The 14,248-nt window shown below is 59.6% G+C and carries 11 protein-coding genes; 8 read left to right on the top strand and 3 right to left on the bottom strand.

Annotated features, from left to right (window positions below):
- Positions 1–20: 20 nt before the first annotated feature.
- From KGB14_RS13535 to KGB14_RS13515, 5 genes are all read left to right on the top strand, one after another.
- Positions 21–491, top strand: a complete 471-nt coding sequence (locus KGB14_RS13535; RefSeq protein ID WP_223487324.1) for a (2Fe-2S)-binding protein — start codon at positions 21–23, stop codon at positions 489–491.
- On the top strand, positions 488–2,818 hold the full coding sequence (locus tag KGB14_RS13530; protein ID WP_223487323.1) for a xanthine dehydrogenase family protein molybdopterin-binding subunit: 2,331 nt from the start codon (positions 488–490) through the stop codon (positions 2,816–2,818). The genes KGB14_RS13535 and KGB14_RS13530 overlap by 4 nt, the downstream gene beginning before the upstream one ends.
- The gene (locus KGB14_RS13525; protein ID WP_223487322.1) at positions 2,818–3,801 is read left to right on the top strand and encodes an XdhC family protein; all 984 of its coding nucleotides are present in this window, start codon (positions 2,818–2,820) and stop codon (positions 3,799–3,801) included. The genes KGB14_RS13530 and KGB14_RS13525 overlap by 1 nt, the downstream gene beginning before the upstream one ends.
- Positions 3,798–4,391 (top strand): NTP transferase domain-containing protein, encoded by a 594-nt coding sequence (locus KGB14_RS13520; RefSeq protein WP_223487321.1) that lies wholly within the window; start codon positions 3,798–3,800, stop codon positions 4,389–4,391. The genes KGB14_RS13525 and KGB14_RS13520 overlap by 4 nt, the downstream gene beginning before the upstream one ends.
- 429 nt (positions 4,392–4,820) lie before the next feature.
- Positions 4,821–5,738, top strand: a complete 918-nt coding sequence (locus KGB14_RS13515) for a DMT family transporter (protein WP_223487320.1) — start codon at positions 4,821–4,823, stop codon at positions 5,736–5,738.
- Between the two features lie 83 nt (positions 5,739–5,821).
- Here the strand turns inward: KGB14_RS13515 and KGB14_RS13510 are convergent, their stop codons facing one another.
- Both KGB14_RS13510 and rne read right to left on the bottom strand, forming a co-directional pair.
- The gene (locus tag KGB14_RS13510; RefSeq protein ID WP_223487319.1) at positions 5,822–6,862 is read right to left on the bottom strand and encodes a LysR family transcriptional regulator; all 1,041 of its coding nucleotides are present in this window, start codon (positions 6,860–6,862) and stop codon (positions 5,822–5,824) included.
- 106 nt (positions 6,863–6,968) lie between these two features.
- On the bottom strand, positions 6,969–10,160 hold the full coding sequence (gene rne / locus KGB14_RS13505; RefSeq protein ID WP_223487318.1) for a ribonuclease E: 3,192 nt from the start codon (positions 10,158–10,160) through the stop codon (positions 6,969–6,971).
- A gap of 700 nt (positions 10,161–10,860) precedes the next feature.
- On the opposite strand from rne, the gene rluC reads away from it, so the two are divergent.
- The 3 genes from rluC to sppA are packed head-to-tail and all read left to right on the top strand — an operon-like array spanning position 10,861 to position 13,487.
- Positions 10,861–11,823, top strand: a complete 963-nt coding sequence (rluC, locus tag KGB14_RS13500) for a 23S rRNA pseudouridine(955/2504/2580) synthase RluC (protein WP_223487317.1) — start codon at positions 10,861–10,863, stop codon at positions 11,821–11,823.
- Positions 11,810–12,472, top strand: coding sequence for an HAD-IA family hydrolase (locus KGB14_RS13495; protein WP_223487316.1), 663 nt, complete (start codon positions 11,810–11,812; stop codon positions 12,470–12,472). The genes rluC and KGB14_RS13495 overlap by 14 nt, the downstream gene beginning before the upstream one ends.
- Before the next feature lie 25 nt (positions 12,473–12,497).
- On the top strand, positions 12,498–13,487 hold the full coding sequence (gene sppA / locus KGB14_RS13490; RefSeq protein WP_223487315.1) for a signal peptide peptidase SppA: 990 nt from the start codon (positions 12,498–12,500) through the stop codon (positions 13,485–13,487).
- A 148-nt stretch (positions 13,488–13,635) separates the two neighbouring features.
- Here sppA and KGB14_RS13485 read toward each other — a convergent pair whose 3' ends face one another.
- Complete coding sequence (locus KGB14_RS13485) at positions 13,636–14,214, bottom strand: Maf family protein (RefSeq protein ID WP_223487314.1); 579 nt, start codon at positions 14,212–14,214, stop codon at positions 13,636–13,638.
- Positions 14,215–14,248 lie beyond the last annotated feature (34 nt).

The raw sequence follows: 14,248 nt of genomic DNA, 5'->3' as shown, positions 1-14,248 counted from the left end.
ATAACTATGCGGGCGTGCCCATGATTACCCTGAAACTCAATGGTCAAGATCATCAACTCGATGTCACCGAGGACATGCCGCTGCTCTGGGCGATCCGTGACGTGGCTGGTTACAGCGGCACAAAATTCGGCTGCGGCATGGGCCTGTGCGGTGCCTGCACCATTCATATCGACGGCGCGCCCGCGCGCAGTTGCATCACGCCGATCGGCTCGGTGGTCGGCCAGAACATCACCACTATCGATAACCTGCACGCCGACCCGGTTGGCAAAGTCGTCCAGCAAGCCTGGCTCGACAGCGCCGTGGCTCAGTGCGGTTACTGCCAGGGTGGGCAGATCATGTCGGCCACCGCGTTGCTGAAAACCAACCCGAACCCCAGCGATGAGCAGATTGAAGAGGCGATGGTCGGCAACATTTGCCGTTGCGGCACCTACAACCGGATCAAGACCGCCATCCGCCAGGCATCCACCCACCTGAAAGAGGCCAAGGCATGAGCCAGCTACCGAATGATTTTGCGCTGAGCAATCTGAGCAACCTCAGCCGCCGGGGTTTCCTCAAAGGCGTGGGCGCCACCAGTGCCCTGGTGCTGGCGGCAAGCTGGGGCTGGCAGGACGCGCTCGCTGCCGAAAAAGACAAGAAGTTCGGCGCCGAGGGCATGCCCAACGGCTCGATCGATGATCCTAAGGTTTACGTCAGCATCGCCGCCGATGGCAGCGTGACCGTGGTCTGCAACCGCTCGGAAATGGGCCAGGGCGTGCGCACCAGTTTAACGATGGTGGTGGCCGATGAGCTGGACGCCGACTGGGCGCAGGTCAAAGTGCAACAGGCGCCGGGCGACGAAGTGCGTTTCGGCAATCAGGACACCGACGGTTCGCGCAGCATGCGTCACTGGTATGAGCCGATGCGCCGTTGCGGTGCTGCCGCGCGAACCATGCTTGAGCAGGCCGCGGCCGAGCAGTGGAAAGTGCCGGTCGGCGAATGCCGTGCCCAGCTGCATAAAGTCATACACCAACCGACCGGCCGTGAACTGGGCTACGGCGCGTTGGCCGCTGCTGCCAGCGCATTGGCAGTACCGGCCCGCGACAGTCTGCGGCTCAAGCAGCCATCGGAATTCCGTTACATCGGCAAGGAAGGCACCAAGGCCATCGACGGTGCGGACATCGTCAATGGTCGTGCGGTCTACGGCGCCGATGTGCATTTCGACGGCATGCTCTTCGCCACTATCGCCCGTCCAGCGGTCTACGGCGGCAAGGTCAAATCCTTCGACGCCAGTGCCGCGATGAAAGTCCCGGGCGTGATCAAGGTTCTGCAAATCGAAAGCCATCCATTGCCGTCCGAGTTTCAACCGCTGGGCGGTGTGGCCGTGGTGGCCAGCAATACCTGGGCGGCGATCAAGGGCCGCGAAGCGCTGAAAATCGAGTGGGATGACGGCCCCAATGCCAGTTACGACTCGATCGCCTACCGCAAGGAACTTGAAGCCGCGTCCCTCAAGCCCGGCAAAGTGGTGCGCAATACCGGCAATATCGACCAGGCCTTGAGCGCTGCCGATAGCACCCTCGAAGCCTCTTACTACCTGCCGCACCTGGCACAATCGCCGATGGAACCGATGGTCGCCATCGCCCGTTTCAAGGACGGTGTGTGCGAAGCCTGGGCCCCAAGTCAGGCACCGCAAGTCACCCGCGAACGGATTGGCGAACGCCTTGGCATTCCATTCGATAACGTCACGTTCAACGTCACCTTGCTCGGTGGCGGTTTCGGTCGCAAATCCAAGCCGGACTTCATTATCGAAGCCGCCGTCCTCGCCAAGGAATTCCCCGGCAAGGCCGTGCGGGTGCAATGGACCCGTGAAGACGACATCCACAACTCCTATTTCCACACCGTGTCTGCCGAATACCTGAAGGCCAGCCTGAACAAGGACGGTCTGCCATCCGGCTGGTTGCACCGCACGGTGGCACCGAGCATCACCGCGTTGTTCGCGCCGGGCATGAATCACGAGGCGGCTTTCGAGCTGGGCATGGGCTTTACCAACATGGCGTATGCGATCCCCAACGTGCGCCTGGAAAACCCTGAAGCGACGGTCCATACCCGGGTCGGCTGGTATCGCTCGGTGTCGAACATTCCCCACGGTTTTGCGATTCAGAGCTTTGTCGATGAACTGGCCCACAAGGCTGGTCAGGATCCGCTCAAGTACCAGATCAAACTGCTCGGCCCGGACCGACAGATCGATCCGCGCACCTTAAGTGAAGAGTGGAACTACGGCGAATCCCCCGAGCGTTATCCAATCGACACCGCGCGGATGCGCACCGTGCTGGAAACTGCCGCCAAAGCCGCCGGTTGGGGGCGTGAGTTGCCCAAGGGGCGAGGCTTGGGCCTGGCGGTGCATTACAGCTTCGTCACGTATGTGGCGGCGGTGATCGAAGTCGAAGTCAAAGATGATGGCACGCTGATTGTGCACAAGGCCGACATCGCCGTGGATTGCGGCCCGCAGATCAACCCCGAGCGGATTCGCTCGCAGTTCGAAGGCGCCTGCGTCATGGGCCTGGGCAACGCGGTGCTGGGGGAAATCAGCTTCAAGGACGGCAAGGTTCAGCAGGATAACTTCCACATGTATGAAGTGGCGCGCATGTCCCTGGCGCCGAAGGAAGTCGCCGTGCATCTGGTCACGCCACCGGGCAATGTGCCGTTGGGCGGCGTCGGTGAGCCGGGCGTGCCGCCGATTGCGCCAGCGCTGTGCAACGCGATCTTTGCTGCCACCGGCAAGCGCATTCGGAACCTGCCGGTGCGCTATCAGCTGCAAGGTTGGCAGAAGGCGCAAGCCTGATGGACAGCGTCGATCTGAACGTCCTGCGCAGCGTGCTGCAATGGCGCCGCGCCGGTCAGCGGGTGATGTTGTACAGCGTGGTCCAGACCTGGGGCACCGCGCCCCGGGCACCGGGTGCCATGCTGGCCTTGCGTGAAGACGGCGTGGTGATTGGCTCGGTGTCCGGTGGCTGTGTTGAGGATGATCTGATTGCCCGGCTGCACGATGGCCGTATCCCGGTTGATGGGCCGCCGGTGCAACTGATCACCTATGGCGTCACCCGGGAGGAGGCCGCACGGTTTGGTTTACCGTGCGGTGGCACATTGCGCCTGACCGAAGAGCGCGTCGGCGATCCGGCGTGGGTCGCCGAATTGCTGGCACGCTGCGAGGCCCATGAAATCGTTGCGCGCTCGCTGGATATTGCGACCGGTGAAGTGGTTTTGCAGCCGGCGAACAAGACGGATGCGCTGGTGTTCGACGGCCAGACCTTGCGCGCCATTTACGGCCCGCGCTGGCGGCTGTTGCTGATCGGTGCTGGCCAATTGTCGCGGTACGTTGCCGAGATGGCCCGACTGCTGGATTTCGAAGTGCTGATCTGCGATCCGCGCACCGAGTTCGTCTACGGTTGGGAAGAACAACACGGTCGCTTTGTCCCGGGCATGCCCGACGAAGCGGTGCTGACCATTCAGACCGACGAACGCACGGCCATCGTCGCCCTGACCCACGATCCGCGCCTGGACGACATGGCGTTGCTCACGGCGCTGGATTCCAAAGCGTTTTATGTCGGTGCGCTGGGCTCGCGGGTCAACAGCCAGAAGCGCAGGGACAACCTGGCTCAGCTAGGCTTGTCACAACAGGCCATCGAGCGCTTGCACGGGCCGATCGGTTTGCATATCGGCAGCCATACACCGGCGGAAATCGCCTTGTCGCTGCTGGCCGAAGTTGTGGCGATCAAGAACGGCGTCGAGCTGAAACAGAAGAGGCCGTTGCAGGAGGGGGTATGAGCGACTCCATCGGCGTCATCGTTCTGGCCGCCGGGCAGGGCAGTCGGTATAGGCAGGTGGCGGGTGCCGAGAAGGACAAGCTGCTGGTGGAATGCACCGCTCGTGACGGTATCACCGTGCACTCGATGATCGAACAGGTGCTGGTGAATCTGCCGGCCGCCCTTGAGAAACGCGTGCTGGTGACCACGGCGGATCGCCCGCAAGTGATTCGCATGGCTCAGGCCTATGGTTGCGAGATCGTGCGGATCGAGTCGACCGGCCTGGGCAACAGCATTGCGGCGGGTGTGGCGGCGTGCTCGCAACTCGGTGGCTGGCTGATCATGCTGGGGGATATGCCGTTTATCCTGCCGTCCAGCATTGAGCAGGTTGTTGCGAATATTGCCGATGACGCCATCAGCGTGCCGGTGCATGAGGGGCAATACGGGCATCCGGTGGGGTTCGGTCGAAGCTTCGGTCCGGGATTGATGGCGTTGACCGGTGATCACGGCGCCAAGTCGCTGTTCGCGCAGGCGAGGGTGGTCGAGGTGGCGGTGGAGGATCCGGGGGTGTTGTGGGATGTGGATGTGCCTGAGGCGCTGGTTTTTCAATAACGGTTGTCAGCGGGATTGTATTCGCACTTTCCTCGGAATAATCGGTTCTTCCATTCACCCATTCGTATTTATCGATGGGTGCCAGATATAAAACTCGTTATTCAGCGGGTTCTATCCGACATACGATCATGTGGCGTGTGGTGTTCACAGTAGGGGTGAGCATCCGGTCAGTACTTATTGGAAAAAATCGCCGTCGATTGGTTACTCACTGATTGTCGCCAACAGTTCGCCTGTCGAGGCCGAGCCTTGCCGAGTCTATGTCAATGAACTGGCCCGGGTGCTGGCGACGCAGGCACTGTTGTTGGTGTCCATTACGGATGTGTTGCAGGCGCAACTGTCTGTGTATCAAGACTTGTTCCATCTGCAAGGGGAAGTCGAGTTCGACGGTGCCTCTTTCATGTTAATGAAGAAGATCTAACGGAGGCGTCAATGCCGTACTTATTACTTTCACTCGCTGCCGTATTCTGGGGTGGTAACTATGTCGTCGGAAAGTTGATGGTGGTGGATGTTGATCCGGTGCTGCTGTCGCAACTTCGATGGCTGATTACCAGCGCTTTACTACTGCTGATTAACTATAAAGCCGTGATCGCCAGTTTGCCGGCCGCACGTAAATCATGGCTGACCCTGGTTATGTTGGCGGTCTGTGGCCAAGTTATATTTCCGCTGACCTTGTATATCGGTTTGCAATACACCAGTTCATTGAATGCGGCGATTTACCTGTCGGCCACGCCGTGTCTGGTACTGGCCCTCAATCGTTTCGTTTTCGGTGATTTCATCTCCAGGTCGAACATGCTCGGCGTGGTCATCAGTACGGTGGGTGTGTTCTGGCTGGTGACCATGGGGCATCTGTCCGATTTGAGCTTCCTGGAAGGCTTCAACAAAGGCGATTTCTGGACCATGGCCTCGGCTGCCAGTTGGGCTGTCTATTGCTCCTTTTTGCGGACAAAGCCCAAAACCATCGCCGGCAATGCGTTCGTGACGTACTGCGCGGTGGTGGGGGCCCTGTGCCTGATTCCGTTCAGCCTGGGAATTTGGGCATTGCGCCCTGATCTGACGTTCAACCTGGGGCAGGGCGCTGCACCGTGGCTGGGCCTGGCGTATCTGGTGATCTTCCCGTCCTGGCTGTCGTACTTGTTCTGGAGCAAAGGTATCGGTGAAATCGGTGCCACCCGTGGTGAGATCTTCACTCACTTGGTGCCACTGTCCGGTGGGCTGTTCAGTATCGTGTTCCTGGACGTGCAACTGCACGCCTATCACCTGGTCAGTCTGGTGCTGATCGTGTTTGGGGTGATCCTCTGTTCCATTAAAAGGCGGGCGCCGGTGGCACTGCGCACGGAGGCGGCTTGATGGACAGAATTATCGATTCGGTCGACCGCCACGTGTGCGGTGGGTGGGTATCGTGCAGGGCAAGGGGGCGGGGGTCCGGCCCGTTACCCTTCCGTTAGCGGTAAGCGGGCCGGTTTTTCGAAGTCCAGCACCCATTGCGCCAGCGCTCTGGGGGCTGGTTTGCCAGGGTGATCAAAAAATACGAATTCGGTGGTCAGCGAGGCATATGAACCACTCAGGAAATACGTTTGCACCTGTTCACTGCGGCAGCACGAATCGACCAGTGACAACGGCACCAGGGCAACGCCCACGCCGTTGATCACATTAGAAAACAACAGCGGATACGAGCCACATTCGATGATTTTTTCCGGGGTGATATTGCCCATCATGAATAGTTCGTCGAGATTACGTTGTGAAGCGCTGCGCCGGCTGTTGACCAGGAACACTTGGCCACTGAACGCTTTCAGGTCCTGGATGGCGGGGTGTGCTGCGCTGTAGATCAAGGCCAGCGGATCGTTGAACAGCGTTACCCGGCGATAATGCGAAGGTGCAAAGCCTGCGCCGACAATCACTGCGTCGAGCTTGCCGGCCTCAAGATCCTTGAGCAGCGACTGTGTATTACCAATGCTGACATCCACCGTCAGCCCGTCGGGATTGGCAACGATGCTTTGCAACAGGTTCTGGCGAGTAATAGTGAGGTTTTCGATGACCCCCAAACGCACCCGTGTTTCGGTTTTTGTCTGGCTCAGGCTGGCTTGAGCGCGAGCAACCAGTTCGAGGATTTGTGAAGCGTAGGCATAGAGTTCCTTGCCTTGCGCCGTCATCGTGATACCGCGGCCGGAGCGTTCGAACAGCTTGGTATCGAGCCGTGATTCGAGTGTCTTGATGCGGAAGGAAATACTGGATTGAGCGCGGTTTAACCTGATCGCTGCCTGTGTGACGCTGCCGTAGTCAACAATCGCTTTGAAAGCGTCCAGTTCAGCAATTTCCATAGTCACGCACTCTTTGCTCCATAACGGGCCGAAGGTTTTCGGGCCGTGGCAGGACCTGCTTTGAGCCCTGCACCGCTCTATTCTGCATGTTGTACGGCTATTTCGTAATACTTGCTTACAAGTATTTAGACGGGTGTTTAGTGAGGAGCGCAATCGCCTCGGTAATTAACCGTTGCCAGGTAGCGACAGGCTTCAATTTCTACAAGCAAAAAAAGCCCCGCCTGGATCACCAGGCGGGGCTTTTTAGTGGCCGATGGAATCAGGCGAGGGGTTTAGGCTCGTGCTCTTTTTCCAGGGCTTGCTCATGTTGCTCTACCGCTTCCTGAACGGAGCGCGGTGCTTCGTCGATCACGGATTCAACCGGTTCGGCAGCGACTTCAGCGGCCGGGGCAGGGGCTGCCTCGACGACTTCAGCAACAACCGGTGCTGGCTCGGCAGCGGCCGGTGCAGCAGCGGCAGCCAGTTCGGCTTCCTTCTGCAGGCGCTCTTCTTCACGCTTGCGACGACGTACTTCACGCGGGTCGTTCGGCGCACGGCCACTTGGGGTCAGAGCGCTGACAGGGGCGGCTTCAACCACTGGTGCAGCCTCTTCGGCAACAACCGGCGCTTCAACTACCGGAGCAGGCTCGGCGGCAGCAACCACTGGCTCGGAGACCATGGCTTCAGCCACCGGGGCTTCAGCAACTGGAGTTTCGACCGCTACAGGTGGCTCGGCAACCCAGTTGAACGTGGTTTGTTCTTCGCGAACTTCACGTACCCGTTCAGCTGGCGCTTCAACCACAGGCTCGGTAGCAGTCGCTGGTTCAGCGACGACAGCCGGTTCAGCGGCAGCTTCAACTTCAGGCTGTGCTTCACGAACCGGTGCTACTTCGATTTCCGGAGCAGCGGTGACTTCTACTGGCGTGGTCGCTTCAACGACTGGCGCTTCAACCGGAGCAGTTTCCAGCGTGGCGGCAGTGGCGCGTTCTGCTTGCTCGTTGGCTTGTGCTTCAGCAGGCGCGCTGATCACGGAGCTGGCAACGGCTGCGGTAACAGCCAGGCCGGCGGCCAGATCGGCAGCGCTTGGCGCTTCGGCGTTTTCAGCCGATTCGGATTCTTCCGAACCTTCGATCACGTTGCCGTTGGCATCGCGTTGACGCTCACGACGGTTGCTGCGACGACGCTGGCCACGGGAGCGGCGGCGTGGACGATCGCCTTCGGCGCCTTCCTGACCGTCTTCCTGCAGTTGCTCTTCGTTGGCTGGCAGCTCTTCTTCAGCAACGGCAGCAACGGCTTGCTCGGTACGTGGCTGACGTTCTTCACGCGGTGGGCGTGGAGCGCGTTCTTCACGTGGCTGACGGGCTGGACGCTCTTCAGCGTTGGCAGCGGCGGCCGGAGCGGCATCCAGAGGCTCGCGCAGTTCACGGACCGGGCGTTCTTCACGCTCGCCACGTGGCTTGCGATCTTCACGCGGGGCGCGCGGTGCACGTTCTTCACGAGGGGCGCGTGGAGCACGTTCTTCGCGGGCGACTACTGCTGGCGTTTCTTCACGGGCTTCGCGTGGTTGACGCTCTTCGCGTGGCTCACGTGGTGCGCGCTCTTCACGCGGTGCACGTTCCTCACGAGGCTTGCGCTCTTCATCGCGGCGACCGTTACGGTTGCGGCTCTGCTGGCGACCGTTGCGACGCTCTTCGTTGCGGGCAGGGCGTTCGGTGGCTGGTTTTTCAACCACAACCGGCGCAACAGGCTCTTCCTTGCTGGCAAACAGGCTGACCAGCGATTTCACCAGGCCTTTGAACAGGCTTGGCTCTGGCGCGACGGCCGGTGCAGCCACTGGAGCGGCGACGACTTCGGTCGGAACCGGAGCGTTGGCGCGAGCTGGAGCCGTCTTGACCGCGGCTTCCTGGCGAACCAGGGTGCGGGTCGCGGCGGCTGGCTGGACTTCTTCGACTTCGGCAGCGGCAGCGGCGATTTCGTAGCTGGACTGGCCGACCGCGGCTTCCGGGCTGTCATCACGCAGACGCTGAACTTCGAAGTGCGGCGTTTCGAGGTGATCGTTCGGCAGAATGACGATGCGGGCACGGGTGCGCAGTTCGATCTTGGTGATCGAGTTGCGTTTTTCGTTGAGCAGGAAAGCTGCAACCGGAATCGGCACTTGTGCGCGAACTTCGGCGGTGCGGTCTTTCAGGGCTTCTTCTTCGATCAGGCGCAGGATCGCCAGCGACAGCGATTCGACGTCACGGATGATGCCGGTGCCGTTGCAACGCGGGCAGACGATACCGCTGCTTTCGCCCAGGGATGGACGCAGGCGTTGACGGGACATTTCCAGCAGGCCGAAGCGCGAGATGCGACCGACTTGCACGCGAGCGCGGTCGGCTTCCAGGCATTCGCGGACTTTCTCTTCCACGGCGCGCTGGTTCTTGGCAGGGGTCATGTCGATGAAGTCGATGACGATCAGGCCGCCGATGTCGCGCAAGCGCAACTGACGGGCGATTTCTTCGGCGGCTTCAAGGTTGGTCTGCAGAGCGGTTTCTTCGATGTCGCTGCCTTTGGTGGCGCGCGCCGAGTTGATGTCGATGGACACCAGGGCTTCGGTCGGATCGATAACGATGGAGCCGCCGGAAGGCAGTTCGACGACGCGCTGGAAGGCGGTCTCGATCTGGCTTTCGATCTGGAAACGGTTGAACAGCGGAACGCTGTCTTCATACAGCTTGATCTTGCTGGCGTACTGCGGCATCACCTGGCGGATGAAGGTCAGGGCTTCGTCCTGGGCTTCAACGCTGTCGATCAGCACTTCGCCGATGTCCTGGCGCAGGTAATCGCGGATGGCGCGGATGATCACGTTGCTTTCCTGGTAGATCAGGAATGGCGCGGAGCGATCCAGCGAAGCTTCTTTGATGGCGGTCCAGAGTTGCAGCAGGTAATCGAGGTCCCACTGCATTTCTTCGCTGCTGCGGCCAAGGCCGGCAGTGCGAACGATCAGACCCATGTCGGCCGGGGCAACCAGACCGTTCAGGGCTTCACGCAGTTCGTTGCGCTCTTCACCTTCGATGCGACGGGAGATACCGCCGGCACGCGGGTTGTTCGGCATCAGCACCAGGTAACGACCGGCCAGGCTGATGAAGGTGGTCAGGGCAGCGCCCTTGTTGCCACGTTCTTCTTTTTCGACCTGAACGATGACTTCCTGGCCTTCGCTCAGGACGTCCTTGATATTGACGCGGCCTTCGGGGGCTTTCTTGAAGTATTCGCGGGAGATTTCTTTGAGGGGCAGGAAGCCGTGGCGCTCAGAGCCGAAATCGACAAAGGCAGCCTCAAGGCTTGGTTCGATGCGAGTAATCCGGCCTTTATAGATGTTGGCCTTCTTCTGCTCGCGTGCACCGGATTCGATGTCCAGGTCGTAGAGGCGCTGGCCATCTACCAGTGCAACACGCAACTCTTCGGGTTGAGTTGCGTTAATCAGCATTCTTTTCATGTAGTACCGTCGGTTTCCGGGCTGCCGGAAACGGCGTTCGGCACACACGACTTCTCACGGTCGGTGTCAGGTGCGTCAGGAGTGGTTGGCCACTCCAGTGTCTAGCGAACCCCGACCAATTGGGCCGGTGTCGCGACGTACGCGTCCTGCTTGCTGTGGCTACTTAAGCACTCAGTCAGGAGGAGGAATCAACCGGCGGCTGTGGACGAGATGAAGCGTCTTGATAAAGCCTATTGCTACACAGTCCAGCGGTTGTGCATCTCCACCCTACACGTATCCCTGATAATTCGGGTGCTGCCGCGCGCAGAATCCGCAGCGGGTTGGCATTTACCGTGAGCTCCGAAAGGGGAGGTCACGCATCATGGCTAATTTAGGCGTTGTTTCCGAAGCGTTCGCTCGGGGTCGTTCGCAGCTGACTGCACTTTGTGAACTGGCCGTGAATATTTGCTCGGAAGGCGAGTGAAAACTCTGCTTTGCGGCATGATTCAGGCCTTATGTCACCTGCGCTCGTTACAACTGAAAACTCTGCCGTTACGTAGCGAAAGCCCCGTAGGACGGCCTCTCGTCCTCGTGAATTGCGTTGGTCAGGGCCGGTTTTTGACCGTTAGTCCGCTGTCCAGGCCACTTTTGGCGGCGTTCGCGACTATAGCAGCAATGATTAAGTGCTTCAATTCCATAAAAAATTGTTATCATCCGCACCATGACGACTACTGCCCCTTCGACCCCAGCCGTACAACTGCTGGAGGTCTCGCCGGAATATGCCGGCCAACGTATTGATAACTTCCTTCTCGCTCGGCTCAAAGGCGTGCCCAAGACCTTGATTTACCGCATTTTGCGCAAGGGCGAAGTGCGGGTGAACAAAGGTCGGATCAAGCCCGAATACAAGCTGCAGGCGGGCGATATCGTGCGCGTGCCGCCGGTTCGCGTGCCTGAGCGCGACGAACCTGTGCCGCTGGCCCAGGGTCTGTTGCAGCGGCTCGAGGCCTCGATTGTCTACGAAGACAAGGCGCTGATCGTGGTCAACAAGCCTTGCGGCATCGCGGTTCATGGCGGCAGCGGCCTGACTTACGGGGTGATCGAAGCCTTTCGTCAGTTGCGTCCCGATTGCAAAGAGCTCGAACTGGTTCACCGTCTCGATCGTGATACCTCCGGCCTGCTGATGATTGCCAAGAAGCGCAGCATGTTGCGCCACTTGCATACGGCATTGCGCGGCGATGGCGTCGATAAGCGCTATATGGCGCTGGTGCGTGGCAACTGGGCGTCCTCGATCAAGCAAGTCCGTGCGTCGCTCGGCAAGAGCAATCTGCGCTCTGGCGAGCGCATGGTCGAGGTCGACGAGGAGGAGGGCAAGGAGTCTGTGACCGTATTCAAGGTCCTGCGTCGCTTTGGCGACTTTGCCACCCTGATCGAAGCCAAGCCGATCACCGGCCGTACTCACCAGATTCGCGTCCATACTCTGCATGCTGGGCATTGCATTGCCGGCGACACCAAGTACGGCGATGACGATTTCAGCAAGGAAATACGTGACCTCGGTGGCAAGCGCCTGTTCCTGCACGCCTATATGCTGACCGTGCCGCTGCCCGATGGCGGTGAACTCAAGTTGCAGGCCCCGGTCGACGAAATGTGGGCCAAGACCGTGGAGCGATTGAGTGCGCCCATCTGATTACAAACTGCTGATTTTCGATTGGGATGGCACGCTCGCAGACTCCATTGGTCGGATTGTCGAGGCGATGCACGTGGCGTCCGAGCGCTCCGGCTTTCAGTTGCGCGATGATTTAGACGTCAAAGGCATCATCGGCCTCGGATTACCGGAGGCGATTCGCACTTTGTATCCCGAGATCAGTGATGCCGAACTGGTAGCGTTCCGGGATTATTATGCGGATCACTACATTGCGGCGGAGGCTGTTCCTTCGCCTCTGTTCGAGGGTGTAATCGAGTCGATGGACGCGTTTCGTGCCGACGGTTATCACTTGGCAGTGGCCACCGGCAAGGCGCGGCGCGGGCTGGATCGGGTGCTCAAGGCTCACGGTTGGGAAGATTATTTCGATATCACTCGTGCCGCCGATGAGACCGCCAGCAAGCCCCATCCGCTGATGCTCGAGCAGATTCTCGCCCATTGCGAGGTTCGCCCGGAGCAGGCGTTGATGGTTGGGGATTCATCGTTCGATCTGCAAATGGCGCGCAATGCGGGCATGGATTCGGTGGCCGTCAGCTATGGTGCTCAATCGATCGATGCGTTGAAATTATTTGAGCCGAAGCTGGCCATTGATCGTTTTTCGGAGTTGCACGCCTGGCTGAGTCAGCAGGTTTAATGGGTTTTTTGCTGGGGTAGATGTCATGACCGACGAATGGAAAGCGCCCGCCAAGGCGAGCGCGGAAGGCGGTGACGAGAAAAGCTGGAAGCTGCTGGAAAAAACCCTGCTGGCGGGTGTGCAGGAGCAACGCCGGGCCCGTCGCTGGGGGATATTCTTCAAGTCGCTGACTTTTTTGTACCTGTTTGGCGCATTGATTCTGTTGTCGCCGCTGATAGATATGGAAAAAACCGCAAGCCTGGGCTCCGGCTACACGGCGATGATCGACGTAACGGGCATGATTGCCGACAAAGAGCCGGCCAGCGCCGACAACATCGTCGGCAGTCTGCGTGCAGCCTTCGAGGACAAGAAGGTCAAGGGTGTGATCCTGCGGATCAACAGTCCGGGCGGCAGTCCGGTGCAATCGGGTTACGTCTACGATGAGATTCGCCGTTTGCGCGGCCTGCATCCGGACATCAAGGTTTATGCGGTGATCTCGGATCTTGGGGCCTCCGGTGCCTACTACATCGCCAGCGCGGCTGATCAGATCTACGCCGACAAGGCGAGTCTGGTGGGCTCTATCGGTGTGACGGCGGCGGGTTATGGCTTTGTCGGCACCATGGAGAAACTGGGTGTCGAGCGCCGTACTTATACGTCGGGCGAGCACAAATCGTTCCTCGATCCGTTCCAGCCGCAGAAGCCTGAGGAAACCCAGTTCTGGCAGGGTGTGCTCGATACCACTCATCAGCAGTTCATCAGCAGCGTCAAGAAGGGCCGGGGTGATCGCCTGAAGGATAAAGATCATCCGGAGCTGTTCTCCGGGCTGGTCTGGTCGGGTGAGCAGGCGCTGGCGCTGGGCTTGATCGATGGTTTGGGTAATGCCAGTTCGGTGGCGCGTGATGTGATTGGCGAGAAGGAGTTGGTGGACTTCACCGTTCAGGAGTCGCCATTCGATCGCTTCTCGAAAAAGCTCGGCGCCAGTGTGGCTGAGCATTTGGCGATGTGGATGGGGTTTCAGGGGCCTTCGTTGCGCTGATCTTCTTGCTGCATAAAAAAAACCGGCTTTTTGCCGGTTTTTTTACAGTCAAAAGATCGCAGCCTCGTTTCACTCGACAGCTCCTGCAAGGGATACGCATTTCAATGTAGGAGCTGTCGAGTGAAGCGAGGCTGCGATCTTTTGACCTTTAAGGTATCTGCACGCCTTCGGCCAGCAACATGTCCACCAGGCGAATCAGCGGCAGGCCGATCAGGCTGGTGGCGTCAGGGCCTTCGGTGCTTTGAAACAGGCTCGCCCCCAAACCTTCGGCCTTGAAGCTGCCAGCGCAGTCGTAGGGCTGTTCGGCGCGCAGGTAGCGTTCGATGCGCGCTACGTCGAGTGTGCGCATGTGTACAGTGAATGGCACGCAGTCGACCTGGCAGTGACCGGTCTGACTGTTGAGCAGTGCCACGCCGGTCAGGAAGGTCACGCTTGCACCGCTGGATGCCAGCAATTGTTCGCGGGCCTTTTCGAAGGTGTGAGGTTTGCCGATAATCCGCTCGCCGAGTACCGCGACCTGATCCGAGCCGATAATCAGATGGGCTGGATGGCTGCTTGCCAGCGCGCGGGCTTTTTCTTCGGCGAGGCGCTTTACCAGTTCGATGGCTGGCTCGGCCAGGCGATGGCTCTCGTCGATATCCGGCGAGCTGCACGTGAACGGCAGCTGCAAGCGGGCCAGTAATTCCCGGCGATAGGCCGAGCTTGAAGCGAGTAATAAAGGCAGCATGCGCATCTCCAAAGGGCAGGGGCGAATTCTAGCG

The organism is Pseudomonas sp. A-RE-19, assembly GCF_019956555.1.
Taxonomy (GTDB): Bacteria; Pseudomonadota; Gammaproteobacteria; order Pseudomonadales; family Pseudomonadaceae; genus Aquipseudomonas.
The sequence above is the reverse complement of the archived record's forward strand: the minus strand, read 5'-3'. Positions and strand labels throughout refer to the sequence as shown.

Bases quoted from the DNA above. Each gene is read 5' to 3' on its own strand.
- KGB14_RS13535 (WP_223487324.1), top strand. From the start codon at position 21: ATGATTACCCTGAAACTCAATGGTCAAGATCATCAACTCGATGTCACC.
- KGB14_RS13530 (WP_223487323.1), top strand. From the start codon at position 488: ATGAGCCAGCTACCGAATGATTTTGCGCTGAGCAATCTGAGCAACCTC.
- KGB14_RS13525 (WP_223487322.1), top strand. From the start codon at position 2,818: ATGGACAGCGTCGATCTGAACGTCCTGCGCAGCGTGCTGCAATGGCGC.
- KGB14_RS13520 (WP_223487321.1), top strand. From the start codon at position 3,798: ATGAGCGACTCCATCGGCGTCATCGTTCTGGCCGCCGGGCAGGGCAGT.
- KGB14_RS13515 (WP_223487320.1), top strand. From the start codon at position 4,821: ATGCCGTACTTATTACTTTCACTCGCTGCCGTATTCTGGGGTGGTAAC.
- rne (WP_223487318.1), bottom strand. From the start codon at position 10,160: ATGAAAAGAATGCTGATTAACGCAACTCAACCCGAAGAGTTGCGTGTT.
- rluC (WP_223487317.1), top strand. From the start codon at position 10,861: ATGACGACTACTGCCCCTTCGACCCCAGCCGTACAACTGCTGGAGGTC.
- sppA (WP_223487315.1), top strand. From the start codon at position 12,498: ATGACCGACGAATGGAAAGCGCCCGCCAAGGCGAGCGCGGAAGGCGGT.
- KGB14_RS13485 (WP_223487314.1), bottom strand. From the start codon at position 14,214: ATGCTGCCTTTATTACTCGCTTCAAGCTCGGCCTATCGCCGGGAATTA.